Origin of the sequence: Citricoccus zhacaiensis (assembly GCF_014645315.1) — a bacterium.
Classification (GTDB): domain Bacteria; phylum Actinomycetota; class Actinomycetes; order Actinomycetales; family Micrococcaceae; genus Citricoccus; species Citricoccus zhacaiensis.
The window spans coordinates 1-15145 of the sequence record NZ_BMLQ01000015.1; the positions used below are offsets into that span (position 1 = coordinate 1).

At 65.8% G+C, this 15145-nt stretch carries 16 protein-coding genes and 1 pseudogene; 12 read left to right on the top strand and 5 right to left on the bottom strand.

What is annotated here, in order from left to right:
• The first annotated feature begins 201 nt into the window (after positions 1-201).
• On the top strand, positions 202-1497 hold the full coding sequence (locus IEX49_RS16445) for an MFS transporter (protein WP_188807253.1): 1296 nt from the start codon (positions 202-204) through the stop codon (positions 1495-1497).
• A complete protein-coding gene (locus tag IEX49_RS16450; RefSeq protein WP_188807255.1) occupies positions 1484-2254 on the top strand; it encodes a MerR family transcriptional regulator in 771 nt (256 codons plus the stop codon). The genes IEX49_RS16445 and IEX49_RS16450 overlap by 14 nt, the downstream gene beginning before the upstream one ends.
• Before the next feature lie 35 nt (positions 2255-2289).
• Here IEX49_RS16450 and IEX49_RS16455 read toward each other — a convergent pair whose 3' ends face one another.
• Both IEX49_RS16455 and IEX49_RS16460 read right to left on the bottom strand, forming a co-directional pair.
• Entirely contained in the window at positions 2290-2853 is a 564-nt protein-coding gene (locus tag IEX49_RS16455) for a dihydrofolate reductase family protein (protein ID WP_188807257.1), read from the bottom strand.
• Positions 2854-2951: 98 nt separating this feature from the next.
• The gene (locus IEX49_RS16460) at positions 2952-3923 is read right to left on the bottom strand and encodes an aldo/keto reductase (protein ID WP_188807259.1); all 972 of its coding nucleotides are present in this window, start codon (positions 3921-3923) and stop codon (positions 2952-2954) included.
• 99 nt (positions 3924-4022) lie between these two features.
• Between IEX49_RS16460 and IEX49_RS16465 the strand changes: the two genes are divergently transcribed.
• Both IEX49_RS16465 and IEX49_RS16470 read left to right on the top strand, forming a co-directional pair.
• Positions 4023-5477: an MBL fold metallo-hydrolase gene (locus IEX49_RS16465; protein WP_188807261.1), complete on the top strand. Its 1455-nt coding sequence runs from the start codon at positions 4023-4025 to the stop codon at positions 5475-5477.
• 38 nt (positions 5478-5515) lie between these two features.
• Positions 5516-5995, top strand: coding sequence for a VOC family protein (locus IEX49_RS16470; protein ID WP_188807263.1), 480 nt, complete (start codon positions 5516-5518; stop codon positions 5993-5995).
• A gap of 66 nt (positions 5996-6061) precedes the next feature.
• On the opposite strand, the gene IEX49_RS16475 is transcribed toward IEX49_RS16470, so the two are convergent.
• A complete protein-coding gene (locus IEX49_RS16475) occupies positions 6062-6646 on the bottom strand; it encodes a hypothetical protein (protein WP_188807264.1) in 585 nt (194 codons plus the stop codon).
• Complete coding sequence (locus IEX49_RS16480) at positions 6643-7293, bottom strand: SatD family protein (protein WP_229672839.1); 651 nt, start codon at positions 7291-7293, stop codon at positions 6643-6645. The genes IEX49_RS16475 and IEX49_RS16480 overlap by 4 nt, the downstream gene beginning before the upstream one ends.
• Positions 7294-7369: 76 nt before the next feature.
• Here IEX49_RS16480 and IEX49_RS16485 point away from each other — a divergent pair, with 76 nt between their 5' ends.
• Both IEX49_RS16485 and IEX49_RS16490 read left to right on the top strand, forming a co-directional pair.
• On the top strand, positions 7370-7810 hold the full coding sequence (locus IEX49_RS16485) for a DUF3054 domain-containing protein (RefSeq protein WP_188807266.1): 441 nt from the start codon (positions 7370-7372) through the stop codon (positions 7808-7810).
• 51 nt (positions 7811-7861) lie between these two features.
• Positions 7862-8152 (top strand): Lrp/AsnC family transcriptional regulator, encoded by a 291-nt coding sequence (locus IEX49_RS16490; RefSeq protein ID WP_188807268.1) that lies wholly within the window; start codon positions 7862-7864, stop codon positions 8150-8152.
• Positions 8153-8253: 101 nt separating this feature from the next.
• Here the strand turns inward: IEX49_RS16490 and trpD are convergent, their stop codons facing one another.
• Entirely contained in the window at positions 8254-9312 is a 1059-nt protein-coding gene (gene trpD / locus IEX49_RS16495; protein ID WP_188807270.1) for an anthranilate phosphoribosyltransferase, read from the bottom strand.
• 343 nt (positions 9313-9655) lie between these two features.
• Between trpD and ctaE the strand changes: the two genes are divergently transcribed.
• From ctaE to IEX49_RS17105, 6 genes and pseudogenes are all read left to right on the top strand, one after another.
• Positions 9656-10294, top strand: a complete 639-nt coding sequence (gene ctaE / locus IEX49_RS16500) for an aa3-type cytochrome oxidase subunit III (protein WP_444542128.1) — start codon at positions 9656-9658, stop codon at positions 10292-10294.
• 98 nt (positions 10295-10392) lie between these two features.
• On the top strand, positions 10393-11196 hold the full coding sequence (gene qcrC, locus IEX49_RS16505) for a cytochrome bc1 complex diheme cytochrome c subunit (protein ID WP_188807272.1): 804 nt from the start codon (positions 10393-10395) through the stop codon (positions 11194-11196).
• 68 nt (positions 11197-11264) lie between these two features.
• Positions 11265-12344 (top strand): cytochrome bc1 complex Rieske iron-sulfur subunit, encoded by a 1080-nt coding sequence (qcrA, locus tag IEX49_RS16510; RefSeq protein WP_188807274.1) that lies wholly within the window; start codon positions 11265-11267, stop codon positions 12342-12344.
• A 5-nt stretch (positions 12345-12349) separates the two neighbouring features.
• Positions 12350-14038, top strand: a complete 1689-nt coding sequence (gene qcrB, locus IEX49_RS16515; protein WP_188807276.1) for a cytochrome bc1 complex cytochrome b subunit — start codon at positions 12350-12352, stop codon at positions 14036-14038.
• 612 nt (positions 14039-14650) lie between these two features.
• Positions 14651-14890 (top strand): ATP-binding protein, encoded by a 240-nt coding sequence (locus tag IEX49_RS16970; protein ID WP_229672840.1) that lies wholly within the window; start codon positions 14651-14653, stop codon positions 14888-14890.
• Positions 14891-14902: 12 nt separating this feature from the next.
• Positions 14903-14977: pseudogene (locus IEX49_RS17105) on the top strand (hypothetical protein); the annotation flags it as partial.
• Between the last annotated feature and the right edge of the window lie 168 nt (positions 14978-15145).

Genomic DNA, 15145 nt, shown 5'->3' on the forward strand with positions numbered 1-15145 from the left:
CTACATCAACCACCGCAGCACCGATCTCTGACCTTGGGCTCCCCGCATAGCCCGCTCCCGCTCTGGAATCGAGAGAATACGCCGGTCACGAATACGTCAGGCCAGCACTTAAGCTCCGCAGCACTCGCCCCGACCGTGACGCGACGACCTCCTACCTGCTGCGTTTGACCCCGACGCAACGTCATGGTTTGGACTATCCGCATGCCTCTCATACCCATCGCGTATCTCACGTCCTCCGTCCTTTCCCTGCTGGGCAACTCGATCGCTGCGATCGCTTTGCCACTCATCGTGTTGCAGACCACCGGCAGCGCCCTCGGGGCGGGTACGGTGGCCGCGGCAACGGCAATCCCGGCGGTTCTCGCCGGCATCCTTGCCGGCGTCTTGATCGACCGCATCAACCGTCGTATGGCGTCGGTCGTCGCCGACCTCATTTCGGCCGCGTCGATCGCTGCGCTACCGCTCGTCGACATGATCAGTGGTTTGAGCCTGGGGTGGTTCGTGATCCTCGGCATCGTCGGCTCATTGGGCGACGTCCCGGGCATGACGGCACGTGAGGCACTGCTTCCCTCGATCCTGCGGCACGGGCGGGTCAGTGCCGAGCGTCTCCTCGGACTGCGCGAGAGCCTCGGTGCAGTGGCAATACTGTTGGGGCCGGCAGCAGCTGGCACGCTCATGGTGATGTTCGACGGCTCCACGGTGCTGTGGATCACGGCGGGGACATCGCTCGCGGCAGCGCTCACCACGATGCTCCTGCCGCGAGCCATAGGATCGATGCCCGTCGATGCGTCGCCGACATCGTCGCGCACGGCATGGTCGCAGCTGCGCGACGGCTGGCGTGTACTGTTCCGTACGCCGTTCCTCATCGCGGTCACCGTGCTGAGCATGGCGTCGGCCCTGGTGATCGCGGCAATGCAGGGTCTCGTGCTGCCCGTGTTCTTCACCGCTGAGGGACAGCCGGCCCTGCTGGGCTTCGTGCTCAGCGCACTCGCGGCCGGAACACTGCTGGGCAGCGGCGTGTACGCGTTCTTCGGCACGCGCGGGCGGCGGCGCGTGTGGTTCGTCACGGGTCTTGTCGGCACGACGGTAGGCATCGCAACGATTGCGACACTCGGGTCGGTGTGGGTCGTGCTCGTGGGTGCGTTCATCATTGGTCTCGCGAGCGGATTGTTCGGCGCACTCACCGGCGTGCTCCAGGTTGAGCGGATCCCGGAGACAATGCGTGGCCGCATTAGGGACGCAGAACGCGATGATGACCCTGGCGCCGTCGTTGGGCATCATGCTCGTGGGAGTGGTCACATCATGCTCGTGGGAGTGGTCACGGAGTTCGCGGGCCTGCAAGTGGCTGCGCTGACGCTACTCGGCGTGTGGGTCGTCGCGTTCGTTTACGCCCTTGCCACACGATCACTCCGTAGACTCGAGCGATCAGAGGCGGCAAGCGGCGGGCCCTCCCCCGTCGGCCCGAAGGCGGAGGCGGTGAACGCAGATGCAGAGCGCTGAGTTGGCGTCGCTCGCCGGGGTGACAGTGCGCACGCTGCGGCACTACCACCAGATCGGCATCCTGCCGGAGCCGGAGAGGGCTGCGAACGGCTACCGGCGCTACGGCGTCCATGACCTCATCCGCGTGCTGAAGATCCGCCGGCTCATCGCGGTGGGGGTGCCGCTCGAGGAGACGCCGAGGCTGCTTGATGAGCCGCTCGCCGGTGGTTCGTTGGAGGCGGATGCATTGCTGGATCGTCTCGAAGCGGAGCTGATGTCGCAAGAAGTACGCATCGCTGCGCAGCGTGCGGTGATCAGAAGGCTGCGCGGCGAGTCCGGCGCCCCCGACATACCGCCCGAGCTCGGACGGTTCCTCCGAGCAATTTCGGGCATCGCACCATCAAGAGAGATGGAACGGATCGACCGCGACCAGACAGTGCTGCTGGCGCATCTGGTCGGAGAGTCGGGCTTGCCGCAGCTCGTGGGCTTCCTGGAGCGACTCAGCGCCCCGGATGTCCTGCCTACTCTGACAGACGTCGCGTCTCGGTTCTATCATTTGGGTCAGCACACGAGCGAGGCCCAGCTCGACGAGTTCGTCGAAGATCTCGTCACGTCGCTCGATCCGGTGCTGCGTTCCCTCGCTGAGGAGGATTTCGCTCTCGACCTCTCAAACGCCACCAGCCTCCTCGCCGAGTATTCTGCGACGACGCTCGCACCGATGCAACAGCGCGCGCTGGCCAAGATCGGCGAACGCCTCGATACCTCCTCGGAGAATTGAGTAGCCCGGCCGCCGGTGAAGCCACGAGCGAGTACTCAACGCCTGGTCTCGTACCTGGTCAGGAGCACACCGTCGGAAAACGTTCGGGTCTCCACCAGGCTCAGGTTCACCCAGTGGTCCAGGGCCGTGAAGAACGGCGTGCCGCCACCCACCAGGACAGGGTGCGTGACGATCGCGTACTCGTCGATTAGCCCGGCCCGCATGGCCGCCGCGGCGAGGGCGGCGCCGCCGACGTCCATCGGACCGCCATCCTCGGTCTTGAGCCGGGCGATCTCGGTGACAGCGTCGCCGGCGACCAGGCGGGCGTTCCAGTCGACCGCGCTGGTCGTCGAGGAGAACACCACCTTCGGCATGTCCCGCCAGCGGCGGGCGTACTCGATGTGCGCCGGTGTGGCCCCAGGCTGCTGGTCTGCGGTCGGCCAGTGGGAACTCATCGTCTCCCACAGCTTGCGCCCGTACAGCGCCAGTTCCGTCACAGCCACCCGGTCTGACCACCACTGGAACAGCTCGTCGCTCGGCACGCTCCAACCGAGATCGTCGCCGGGCGCGGCAATGTAGCCGTCCAGACTCACGTTCATCCCCCAGGTCAGTTTCCGCATGGCGCCAGTGTCCCGTGATTCGGCAGCCGGCGTACAGACCAGCACTGCGCGGAAAATTCATCAGGCAGGCGACGCCGACTGGCCCGCCTGCCTTACTGTCAGGCGAAGGGCTGAGACGCGGCGTCCAGCGCCCGAAGATCGGCATCGGTCAGCGTCAGGGCGCCAGCGGCCACCAACGCGGGAAGCTGGTCGGGAGTGGATGCCGAGGCGATCGGGGCAGTGACCCCCTGGGCGAGCTGCCAGGCCAGGGCCACCGTTGCCGGCTCGACGCCGCGTGCCTCGGCTACCCGGACCAGCGTCTCCACCACGGCGAAGCCCTCCTCGGTGGCGTATCCCTCGGCCATACCCTGACGTGCCCTGCCCTCGAGATCGGCGGCGGAGCGGTACTTGCCAGTGAGAAAGCCGGACGCCAGGGCGAAGTACGGGAAGGTGGCGGCACCGAACTCTCGGGCGATCGGCAGGTAGGCCGACTCGAAATCCTGCCGGTGCACCAGGTTGTACTGCGGCTGGATGGCCACCGGCACCGCGAGGCCATTCGCAGTGGCGTACTCGAACCACTGACGCATGCGACCCGGCGAGTAGTTGGACAGCGCGATGTGGCGGACCTTGCCGGCCTTGACGAGGCCGTCGTAGGTCGCGGCTTGGTCCTCGATGGAGACGTTCTCATCGTCATAGTGCGCGTAGTACACGTCGATGTAGTCGGTCTGCAGCCGATCCAGCGAGGCCTCCAGCGCGGCGATCACAGAATCATGTTGTTGGTTATCATACGGGGTCAGGCCACCCATCTTCGTGGCCAGGACGACCTGCTCCCGGTTTCCACGGGCGGTGAACCACTCCCCCAGAACCTGCTCGGAGTCGCCACCGGTATGGTCGCCGGCCCAGACGGCATAGAGGTCAGCGGTGTCGATCAAGGTGCCACCGGCCTCGATGAAGGCGTCCAGCACGGAGAAGGAAGTTTCCCGATCCGAGGTCCAGCCGAAGGTGTTGCCTCCGAGGACCAGAGGGATGGTCGCGTAGTCGGCACCGGCCAAAGTGATCGTGGTGGTCTGTAGCGCGTTGGAGGAAGTCATCCGATCACCCTATCGGCCACCCGGACGGCGGCGTCCAACTCTCCACCCCAGCCCCGCTGTCCACTAATGTGTCCACCACCGCCTTCAAGGAGCATTGCCATGTTGCTGGAACGGATCTACGACCACGACCTGTCCCAGGCCAGTTATCTGATCGGCTGTCAGAAGACCGGGGAAGCCATCGTGGTGGATCCCCGCCGGGACATCCAGGAGTACCTGGACCTTGCTGCCCGGAACGGGATGCAGATCACCGCAGTGACAGAGACCCACATCCATGCCGACTATCTCTCGGGTTCCCGAGAACTCGCCCACGCGACCGGTGCCACGCTCTGGGTCTCGGCGGAGGGCGGTCCGGACTGGCAGTACGGTTTCGAGGCCGAGCGGCTGCATGACCGTGACACTGTCACTCTGGGCAACATCACCCTCCAGGCGCTGCACACTCCCGGGCACACCCCGGAGCATCTGTCGTTCCTCGTCACCGATGGCGCCGTCACCACCGAGCCGGGGTATCTCCTCTCTGGAGATTTCGTGTTCGCGGGCGATCTCGGTCGCCCCGACCTCCTCGATGAGGCGGCCGGCGGCGTGGACACCCGTTTCGAGGGGGCCCGGCAGCTGTTCGCCTCCCTCCGAGACGTCTTCCTCACGCTTCCCGACCACGTGCAGGTCTTTCCAGGCCACGGTGCCGGGTCTCCGTGTGGCAAGGCGCTCGGTGCACTGCCGTCCACCTCCGTGGGCTATGAGCGGCTGTACTCGTGGTGGGGCAGGCATCTGGCGGCCGAGGACGAAGGCGGTTTCATCCACGAGCTGCTTGATGGTCAACCGGACGCCCATGCCTACTTCGGACGCATGAAACACCAGAACCGCCAGGGACCGGAGGTCATGGGACCCAGGGCGGGGCTGGCCGAACTGGATATGGACACGGTCGCCGCCGGCCTGGACAACGAATCCCTCGTGCTCGTGGACGCCCGCCCGGTAGAGGCGGTCCACCGCGGGACAGTACGGGACGCACTGTCCCTGCCCAACCCGGGCAAGGTGGCCAGCCACGGAGCGTGGGCCTACGACCCTGAGCAGGATTCGACCCCGATCGTCCTCCTGGCCGAGGACGGCGAGCAGGCCCACCGGCTCTGGGACCACCTGGTCCGCGTCGGCATCGACCGGGTGGTGGGCTACGTCAAGAGCATCGAGGGGCTACCGAGCAGCACACCCCTTGTCCTCTCCCCTGCCGACCTCGACTCCACCGACCACGCACTCCTCCTGGATGTCCGCAGCAAGGGCGAGTATGCCGACGGACACATCCCCGGCGCACGGCAACTCAATGCCGGCAAGGTCCTGTGGAATCTGGACGCGCTCCCCCGCCAACGAGTCATCGTGACCTATTGCCAGACCGGCATCCGCAACTCCGTGGCTGCCTCCGCCCTGCGCCGGGCCGGCTTCACCATCGCCGAGCTGGAGGGGTCCTATGCCGGATGGCAGACCTGGGCGGCCCCGTCTCCGGAACCTTCGGGAACGCCCATGCGCGACGCCGGCCGCGCACCCACCGCAGAGCCCGTCGCCTGAGTATGTTCCGCTGGCCGCTTCGCTCCTAGGCTGTGGCGATGACCACTCACCTACCCCCGAATCCCGCGGGGCCCGCCTATGGTCTCCAGCTCTGCGTTGACAGTGCACGTCCGCACGAGCTCGCCGACTGGTGGGCCGAGGCCCTTCGCTGGGAGGTCGAGACCCAGGACGAGGACTTCATCCGCCGCATGGTGGCCGAGGGCCATGCCAGCGACGCCGAGACCACGACCCACCGTGGCCGGCTGGTGTGGGCCGTCGGTGCCGCTATCAATCCGCCGGGGGACGCTGAGGGAGCGGGCGATCGGCCGCGCATCCTCTTCCAGGCCGTCCCCGAATCCAAGTCCGTCAAGAACCGGGTCCACTGGGACCTGCGCGAACCCGGTGCGGATGATGAGCGCCGCGCCGAAGAGCTGCACCGCCTGGTCGACCTGGGCGCCACGCAGGTGGGCACGGGACGCCAGGGACCGTGGGTCTGGACCGTTCTGCAGGACCCGGAGGGCAACGAATTCTGTCTCTAGGTGCTGAGCATCAGGGGCCCGCCCAGCGCCAGCTCCCTATCGTGAGCTCAGCGGGATCTCAGGGCATCAGGCCAGCAGAACAGCCACGCCGACACAGGCGCACGCCCACAGTTGGCTCGCGAAGGTCCCAAGGATGAACCGTTCGGCCGCCCCGGACTTGCCCAGTTCCGAATACCGGCCCAGAGCCTTGACCGCCAGAATGATCGCCAGTCCTTCAGGCCAGCCCATGATCAGCGTTGAGGCCACGGCCAATCGCTCAAGGACCCCGATCCAGGCCCCTCCTCGCAAGACAGGCTGTGCGTTGATCTCCTCGTTGAAGACCTGCTCCCCCTCTGGCCCTGTCAGGACCCGCTGGTGCTCCGGGTGGGACGCGTTGAAGGACAGCCGCAGGACCGCAACCGTGGGAGAGCCGCCACCCACCGTCGCCGCCAGTACTGCCAAGGGCCCGGAGACAGCCCACCCCGCTCCCCCGCCCGAGAGCAGCGCCACCACGGCGGCCGCGCCCAACAGGAGGATCTGGACCAGTGCGGTGCAGTACAACCAGATCTGTGGACGGCTCGGCGTTCCTCGCCCTCGCTCGAGATACTGGGGCACCGCGACGAGGCCGGACACCACCAGCAGGGTCACCGACACCACGGCCAAGCCTGTCATTCCTGTCCCCCTGATCCACCTCCGCCATCGACCAGCCGGTCAACGCGCTCCAGCATGCCAGAGACCACGGACGCCAGACGACGGGACTCATGCCACATTCCAGTGCGCAACCGCGAGCTCACCGCTTGCTGCGTGACACCCAACTCACGAGCGGCCTTGCGTTGCGTCATGCCAGCGTCCACGAGCCGGCCGGCATCCTGGCCGTCCTCACTGCGACGATGTTCGAGTTCTGCCAGCAATTGCAGGCTCGCCTCAATCGCCTCCAGCAACACAGACACCTCGTCCCCCACCGGGCCAGCAACGGCCACCCGACCCGGCGAATGCTTGGCCCGCTCGACGGCGATGCGGGCGTACTCGAAGGCGGGCCCTGCGCCGGCGCGGGTCTCCGCCGGCAGGGGCTGGCGCACCTGGCCTACTCCGATCCCCACGCTCCAATGGCCGGACCGCGCCGCCGAGAGGGCGATGCCAACCACCATCTCTGCCCGATCCACCACACCCTGTACCTCGTCCCCCGCCGTGCGCTGGAATGGGCGGATGATGCCACGGGCGGACTCTTCGGCGTCCTGGTCCACGAGCCCTTCGATGAGGGCGGTCACCCGATCTGGTCCCCGGCTGGAAGCGCGCTGGTCCATAGTCATGACGAACATTTCACAAGCCTAGTGCTTAGTAGGTCTATCAACAAGGAGTGAACCTTGTTGATGAAGGGACGTCTAGAGTGGAGGGATGCCTGCTTCCTTCGAGACCCCATCCCCGGCCGGCGCACGGACGATGCCCCACACGCGCACTCAGGCCTCGCGCTGGGTGTGGATGAGCCTGATTTTGGATGCCGTGCTCATCGTGCTCTTTGCCGCGCAGGGGCGCAAGACGCACGAGTCCGGCATGGACCTCGGCGGCATTCTCCTCACCGCGCTCCCCTTCCTGCTGGCGTGGGCCATCTCCACCGCCGTCACGCGCCCGCACCGCACCTGGGCGCAGATCTGGCCGGCCGGCGTCGTGGTGTGGCTGGTGACCGTGGTGGGCGGCCTCGCCTTGCGGGTGGCCTTCGGTGGCACGGCAGCCCTCGCGTTCCAGTGGGTGACGGCAGGCGCACTGGCCGTGCTCCTGCTGGGCCGCCGCGCCGTCACCGCACTGATCCTGCGGTCCCGACGCCGCTCCCGGTCCTAGGATGGCCTCGAGACCAGACGGGACCAACAAGACAACTCAGGAGGAACCACGATGGTGACAGCCTTCGTCATGATCAAGACCGACCCGGACCGCATCCCAGAGTGCGCCGAGCAGTTGGCCGACCTGAACGGCGTCACGTCCGTCTACTCGGTGACGGGGAACTGGGATCTCGTGGCCATGGTCCGCCTGCGTCAGTACGAGGACCTGGCTGACGTCATCGCCGACCAGATGTCCAAGGTGGAAGGCGTCCGGGACACCGAGACCATGCTCGCCTTCCGCGCCTACTCACGTCATGATCTGGAAGAGGGCTTCGCCCTCGGCTTCGAGAACATCGAGCAGTAGCGGCCCTCAGTCGTAGAGGATGACCCTCAACGGTGTCCAGCCCGGCGATCCCAGCGGTGCCGGAACCTCCGAGATGACAGCGGCGACCGGGGCGGCGGGGCTCAGGAGTGTGAGACCTGTACCCAGGAATCCAGAGCGCCCTGGGCGGCGCCGGAATCGATCGACTCGGCCGCACGCACCATGTTCGCCGCAATCCTCTCGAAGAGGTGCCCCTCCGCCGAGGTGTCGAAGGCGGTGAGGCCGGCGGCCGCGTTCAGCAGCACCGCGTCGCGGACCGGCCCCACCTGACCTGCCAGCAGGTCGCGGACGATCCCGGCGTTGTGCTGCCCATCCCTGCCGGCCAAGGCCTCCACGGCCGCCAGCTCGATCCCGAAGTCCTGCGGGTTGAGTTCATGTTCGGTCACCACGCCATCACGGATCTCGAAGATCGACGACGGACCGGAGGTGGTGATCTTGTCGCGGCCGTCGCTGCCGCGGAAGACGAGTCCGCGCAGTCCACGGTCGGCCAGCACACCAGCCAGCAACGGCGCCATGCGGGCACTGGCGCATCCCAGTGCCTGGGCACGCACACCCGAGGGGTTGGTCAGCGGTCCGAGGTAATTGAAGACGGTCGGCACGCCCAGCTGCTTGCGCGCCGGGGCCACGTACTTCATGGACGGGTGATACCCCTGCGCGAACAGGAAGGTGATTCCAGCCGTCGTGGCACACTCGAGCACCTTGTCCACTGACATGGACAGGTCGACCCCGAGGGCTTCGATCACGTCGGCAGCGCCCGCCGTGGAGGACGCACCACGGTTGCCGTGCTTGACGACCGTCGCACCCGCACCCACCGCCACCAGCGACGACATGGTGGAGATGTTGACCGTTCCGAGCTTGTCTCCGCCGGTACCGACGATGTCCAGGGTCTCCCCCGGCACCTCAAGATGCACCGCATTCTCCAGCATGACTTGAGTCAGGCCCAGCAGCTCCCCGACCGTCTCCCCCTTGGCGGCGAGGGACACCAGGAATCCGGCGATCTGCGCGTCCGTGGCGTTGCCGGACATGATCTCCCGCATCGCCCACATGGCCTCCTCGGTGGTGAGGTCCTGGCGGGACACCAGCCGCCCGAAGACGAAAGGCCAGGACAGGGATGCAGTCGACGAAGTACTCACGCGAGTCATGCTATCGCTGGACCGCGAGGCCACCGAAGCGTGCGACCGTCTATTGCAGAGGGCGTCGTGCGCGTCATACTCTCGGTTCCGGGCGTCCGATGTGGAGACCAAAGTCCCCTACGTGTATGCAGTTTTCCGGCCCCTCTACCCAGACGGGCCGAATTAGGACATACTCATGACTCGTAACCACGCGGCCAGCCCGAGCGGAAACGTCAACTGACCTGCAAATCTGCGAGATTGCTGGACGTTCTTGGCCAACTGGGTGAGAAACCGATCAACACGGGAAGAACGGGAAACGCCGAAACGTTCGTCGCATTGGAGCCATTGGGCGTTTTAGGGCCATAATGGCTGGGTGACGACTGCAACCCATGCCCTCCCCCGGCCCGCAACAGGGCTCCCCAGCCGACCCAATATGGTGCAAGTGGGCACCATGGTCTGGCTTTCCAGCGAGCTCATGTTCTTCGGCGGCCTCTTCGCCATGTACTTCACTCTGAAGTCCACCTCCCCCGAGTTGTGGGCCGAGAGCACCGCGACGCTGAACGTGCCGCTCGCGTTCGTGAACACCCTGATCCTCGTGGCGAGCTCCTTCACGGCCCAGGCCGGCGTCTTCGCCGCCGAGCGCCTCCAGCCACGCCGCACCGGCGGCTTGCTCGCCCTCAAGAGCTGGGGCATGGTCGAGTGGTTCATCCTGACCTTCATCATGGGTGCGATCTTCGTCTCCGTGCAGTGCTACGAGTACGCGGTGCTCGTCTCCCACGGCATCACGATCGACGCCCATGCCTACGGATCTGCCTTCTACATCACGACCGGCTTCCACGCCATCCACGTGACCGGTGGACTCATCGCCTTCCTCTTCATCATCGGACGCGCCTACCTGGCCAAGCGCTTCGGTCACCACGAAGCCACCTCGGCCATCGTCGTCTCCTACTACTGGCACTTCGTCGATGTCGTCTGGATCGCCCTCTTCGCCATCGTCTACTTCCTGAAATAGGCCACGCCGTCCTCCCGGCACACCCGCACCACACCGAGGTAGACCGGATTCGGAACGTCACCCTCCTCCGGTCACAAAAGAAACGTTAGGAACCAACCGTGAAGGCACTTTCACAGAAACGGCGCCACCCCATCGCCGGGCTCGCGCTGCTGCTTCTGGGACTTCTCATCACCGGCGGCCTGTACTCCGTCGCCAGCACCATGAACCAGGCCCAGGCCTCCAACACGGGTTCTAGCTACAGCGCAGAGGACATCACCGAGGGCGAGAAGCTGTTCAACGCCAACTGCGCCACCTGCCACGGCGTCGAGGCCGTCGGCACCGAGAATGGGCCGACCCTGGTCGGCGTCGGCGCCGCCTCCGTCAACTTCCAGGTCGGCACCGGCCGCATGCCGATGCAGATGCAGGGGCCTCAGGCCCAGGCCAAGCCGAACCAGTTCAGTGATGAACAGACCGCACAACTGGCCGCCTACGTCGCCTCCCTCGGTGCCGGCCCCGCCATCCCGGAAGAGCAGTACCTGGACACCGACCACGAAGACGTGGACCTGGGCAACGGCGGCACGCTGTTCCGCGTGAACTGCGCCATGTGCCACAACGCTGCCGCCGCCGGTGGTGCCCTGACGCGCGGCAAGTACGCCCCGCCGCTGGCCGGCGTCTCCGAGCAGCACATCTATGAGGCCATGATCACCGGTCCGCAGAACATGCCAGTCTTCAGTGACGCCAACATCAAGCCGGAGGACAAGCGGGACATCATCGCCTTCCTCAAGCAGATCGAGAGCCAGGGTTCTCCCGGCGGCGCCGCGCTCGGCTCACTGGGACCCGTGTCCGAAGGCCTCCTGGTCTGGACCGGGGGCCTCGCGGTTCTCATCGGCTTCATGGTCTGGCTGACCTCCCGGTCCTCCTGACCTGACGGCGCCGTGGGGGCGCCGGCCGCACACAACGTCACCATCACTCAAGCAAAGGATTCAGATCTATGTCTGAGCAAAGCCACGGAGGCCCGGATCACACGGGCGCCGTTGAGCACGCCGGTGTGGAGGAGTCTGGCAAATACGCCATCGACAACCCCGGCCTCCCGCCGCACCGGCCGCGTCTGGCAGACGAGGACCCGAAGGCCGCCAAGCGCGCCGAGCGCCAGGCCGCCTTCCTCTTCGGACTCTCCATCGTCGGAACGCTGTTGTTCTTCGTGGGGTACTTCGTGGTCGGCCAGATCGGCCCCGACACCACGTTCGCCACGATCCGTCTGCAGAACATGCTCCTCGGCCTCGGCACCGCCTTCGCCATGCTGGGCATCGGCGTGGGCATTGTCCACTGGGCCAAGACCCTGATGCCGGACCATGAGACCACCGAGCTGCGCCACGAGGTCCGCACCGAGGCTGACCGCCAGGTGGCCGTCGGCATGATCGAGGACATCATCGACGAGACCCAGGTCAAGCGCCGCCCGCTGCTGCGCAACACCTTGATCGGCGCCGGCGTCCTGGCCGTCCTGCCCGCGATCGCCATCTTCAGGGACTTGGACGACACGGACAACCGAAGCGAATTCGCCGCCGAGAACTTCGGCCCCGAGCGCCTGCGCCACACCATGTGGGCCACCGACGTCCGCCTCGTGCGCGACCCCACCGGTACCCCGATCAAGGCCTCCGACGTGACCATCGGTTCCGCCTTCCACGTGATCCCGGAAGGGCTCAACGAGCTCGACCCGCACGAGATGCTCAACCAGAAGGCCAAGGCCGTCGTCCTGCTCATGCGCCTCAACCCCGAGGACATGCAGGTCTCGCCGGAACGCGAGGACTGGAACGTCGACGGCATCGTCGCCTACTCCAAGGTCTGCACGCACGTCGGTTGCCCGGTCGCCTTGTACGAACAGCACACCCACCACCTCCTGTGCCCCTGCCACCAGTCGACGTTCGACCTGACGCAGGAGTGCAAGGTCATCTTCGGTCCGGCCGGCCACGCGCTGCCGCAGCTGCCGATCAGAGTTAATGAAGAGGGCTTCCTGGTCGCTCGGAGCGACTTCCATGAACCCGTTGGACCGGCATACTGGGAGCGTGGCTGACACTCATGAGCACCTCAACCACTACCGAGTACCAGGCCTCGACCCCGACGGGGAAGATCGCGAACTTCATGGACACCCGTGCCGGGTTGTCCCCCATGGTCAAGGAGTTCGGCCGCAAGATCTTCCCGGACCACTGGTCCTTCATGTTCGGCGAAGTCGCCCTCTACACCTTCGTCATCCTGTTGATGTCGGGCACCTTCCTGACGCTGTTCTTCGACCCGTCCATGGCTCACACCACGTATGAGGGCTCCTACAAGCCCCTCTACGGCGTGGAGATGTCTGTGGCCTATGCCTCGGCACTCGACATCTCGTTCGATATCCGTGGCGGCCTGTTCATGCGCCAGGTCCACCACTGGGCGGCGCTGCTGTTCGTGGCGGCCATGTCAGTGCACATGCTCCGCGTGTTCTTCACCGGCGCGTTCCGGCGCCCACGCGAGCTGAACTGGGTCGTCGGGTGCACGCTGCTCATCCTCGGCCTGGCCGCCGGCTTCACCGGCTACTCCCTGCCCGATGAGATGCTCTCCGGCAACGGCCTGCGCATCATCGATGGCGTCGTGAAGGCCATCCCGCTCATCGGCACCTACATCTCGTTCTTCCTCTTCGGCGGCGAGTTCCCCGGCGACGACATCATCGGGCGCTTGTACATCCTGCACGTGCTGGTGGTTCCGGCCCTCATCCTGCTGATGATCGTGATTCACCTGTTCATGGTCGTGGTGCACAAGCACACCCAGTACCCCGGTCCGGGACGCACCGAGAACAACGTGGTCGGCTACCCGGTGGGTCCGGTGTACGCGGCCAAGGCCGGCGGCTTCTTCTTCATCGTGTTCGGTGTGGTCGCCCTTCTCGGCGGCTTCTTCACGATCAACGCCATCTGGAACTACGGACCGTACGACCCGTCGCCCGTCCAGGCCGGTACCCAGCCGGACTGGTACATCGGCTTCGTCGATGGCGCCCTGCGGTTGATGCCTGGCACGTTGGGCGATTTCTCCTTCAAGTGGGACATTCCCTTCCCGTGGGGCACCAATACGCTTGCGCTGGGCGTCCTGCTGCCGGCTCTGGTTCCCGCCGGCATCCTCTTCGCCGTCATGTTCGGGTGGCCGTGGATCGAACGGTGGATCACCAAGGACAACCGGGAGCACCACATCCTGGACCGTCCGCGCAACGCCCCGACTCGCACCGGTGTCGGTGTGGCCGGCATCATCTGGTACTGCGTCATGTGGGCTGCGGCCTCCTCCGACCTGATCGCCACGCACTTCTCCGTCTCGCTGAACGACGTGACCTACTGGTTGCGCGCGCTCTTCGTGTTCGGTCCGTTCATCGGCTTCATCATCACGAAGCGCGTGTGCCTCGCCCTCCAGCGCAAGGATCGTGAGATCGTGTTGCATGGCCGCGAGGCAGGTGTCATCGAGATGACGCCGGAGGGTGAGTTCCGTGAGCGCCATGAGCGGTTGGACGACTACCGCCTCTACAAGCTCGTCAGCTTCGAGAACAAGAAGCCCATCCCGGCCCAGCCAGGCCGTGATGGCAAGATCAAGGCCTCAGAGAAGCAGCGGGCCAAGTTCAACCGCTGGTTCTACGAGGAGCGCGTTGCTCCGGTGACCCGCGAGGAGTTGGCCGAGGCCAAGACCCACGATCATTCGGACGTTCCGAGCGCCGTGGAAGGCCAGGACGGCCAGTCGTCCATCGGCCACTGACCGAGAATCTCCACAGCAGAAGGGCCCCACCACGGTGGGGCCCTTCTGCTGTCTCAGTGTGCATCCGCGTCGTCGTGACGAGGTCATTCAGCAGTCTCCCCGGTACCTTCTTCGCAGCCCCTTCTGCAGGAGTGGACGTGGGGTGTGCTGCCCGGCCAGAAGTCATCGAGGACGTTCGCAAAGTGGATGCCGAGCTCTGACATCGCAGCCTGACCGACACTGGAACGCAGATCCGACGAGTGGAAATCAGGCAAGATCACTGGCCACCACGAGGTGAGAGTCTTCCTCGGGGTCCATGTGGGCAAGGTCCAACATCACGCCGTGGCCGCGGCCCTGGACCGGAACGGGACCAAGCTCTAAGAGAGCCCTGCCCAACGACGAGGCAACGACCTGTGCCGGGGTGCTAGCGGACATGCCAATCTCCTTGTAGGCGGACAAGGACTTCCCTGCTGAAGGACAGTTGATCTCCCTGTCTGTGGCCACTTGGACCGGTCGTGTCGGTCCACCCAAGAACGTCCCTCCGGGGTTTGCTCGAGGTCTCTGACCGCCACGAGCCGATTCCACCGGAGGGACGCATGAAGAAGCCCGACGGGGAGATCATGGGAATTCTTGATGCCCCACCTACGGCCCGTGGCTCCGGAGGTGCTGGCCGCGGCCAAGGCCCAGCGGCGGGACCGCACCGAGGTCCTGCGCGTGCTGTTGGCCGAGGAGATCCGCGGCCGGGAGGAGGCCACCAAGGCCGCCCGCCGCAAGGCCGCCGGGCTGCCGGCTGGCAAAACGTTCGACTCGTGGCGCGAGGCTGATTCCTCGATCCCTGCACAGACCCAGTCCGCACTGGCCTCCTTGGAATAATGGGTCCACCGCGGCGAGAACCTGGCCATCACCGGGCCTTCTGGCACCGGTAAGACGCACTTCGTGGAGGCCCTGGCCCACCGGTGAATATTCGGCGTTCTGAGCGCCATCCGTATTGGGTTTGAGAGCCAGTGACCGCTTGAGGCGTTGGGCGCCTTGGGAGCCATCGTTATTCTGGTTCAGAGCCACCTGCTTAGGCTCCTTCCGCTGGGTGTAAAGGGCACCCGGCGGAAGGAGCAGTTCAATGGTAAGGAA

Excerpts from the sequence above, each read along its gene's own strand:
- IEX49_RS16445 (WP_188807253.1), top strand. The coding sequence starts at position 202 with ATGCCTCTCATACCCATCGCGTATCTCACGTCCTCCGTCCTTTCCCTG.
- IEX49_RS16450 (WP_188807255.1), top strand. The coding sequence starts at position 1,484 with ATGCAGAGCGCTGAGTTGGCGTCGCTCGCCGGGGTGACAGTGCGCACG.
- IEX49_RS16455 (WP_188807257.1), bottom strand. The coding sequence starts at position 2,853 with ATGCGGAAACTGACCTGGGGGATGAACGTGAGTCTGGACGGCTACATT.
- IEX49_RS16460 (WP_188807259.1), bottom strand. The coding sequence starts at position 3,923 with ATGACTTCCTCCAACGCGCTACAGACCACCACGATCACTTTGGCCGGT.
- IEX49_RS16465 (WP_188807261.1), top strand. The coding sequence starts at position 4,023 with ATGTTGCTGGAACGGATCTACGACCACGACCTGTCCCAGGCCAGTTAT.
- IEX49_RS16470 (WP_188807263.1), top strand. The coding sequence starts at position 5,516 with ATGACCACTCACCTACCCCCGAATCCCGCGGGGCCCGCCTATGGTCTC.
- IEX49_RS16475 (WP_188807264.1), bottom strand. The coding sequence starts at position 6,646 with ATGACAGGCTTGGCCGTGGTGTCGGTGACCCTGCTGGTGGTGTCCGGC.
- IEX49_RS16480 (WP_229672839.1), bottom strand. The coding sequence starts at position 7,293 with ATGTTCGTCATGACTATGGACCAGCGCGCTTCCAGCCGGGGACCAGAT.
- IEX49_RS16485 (WP_188807266.1), top strand. The coding sequence starts at position 7,370 with ATGCCTGCTTCCTTCGAGACCCCATCCCCGGCCGGCGCACGGACGATG.
- IEX49_RS16490 (WP_188807268.1), top strand. The coding sequence starts at position 7,862 with ATGGTGACAGCCTTCGTCATGATCAAGACCGACCCGGACCGCATCCCA.
- trpD (WP_188807270.1), bottom strand. The coding sequence starts at position 9,312 with ATGACTCGCGTGAGTACTTCGTCGACTGCATCCCTGTCCTGGCCTTTC.
- qcrA (WP_188807274.1), top strand. The coding sequence starts at position 11,265 with ATGTCTGAGCAAAGCCACGGAGGCCCGGATCACACGGGCGCCGTTGAG.
- qcrB (WP_188807276.1), top strand. The coding sequence starts at position 12,350 with ATGAGCACCTCAACCACTACCGAGTACCAGGCCTCGACCCCGACGGGG.
- IEX49_RS16970 (WP_229672840.1), top strand. The coding sequence starts at position 14,651 with ATGCCCCACCTACGGCCCGTGGCTCCGGAGGTGCTGGCCGCGGCCAAG.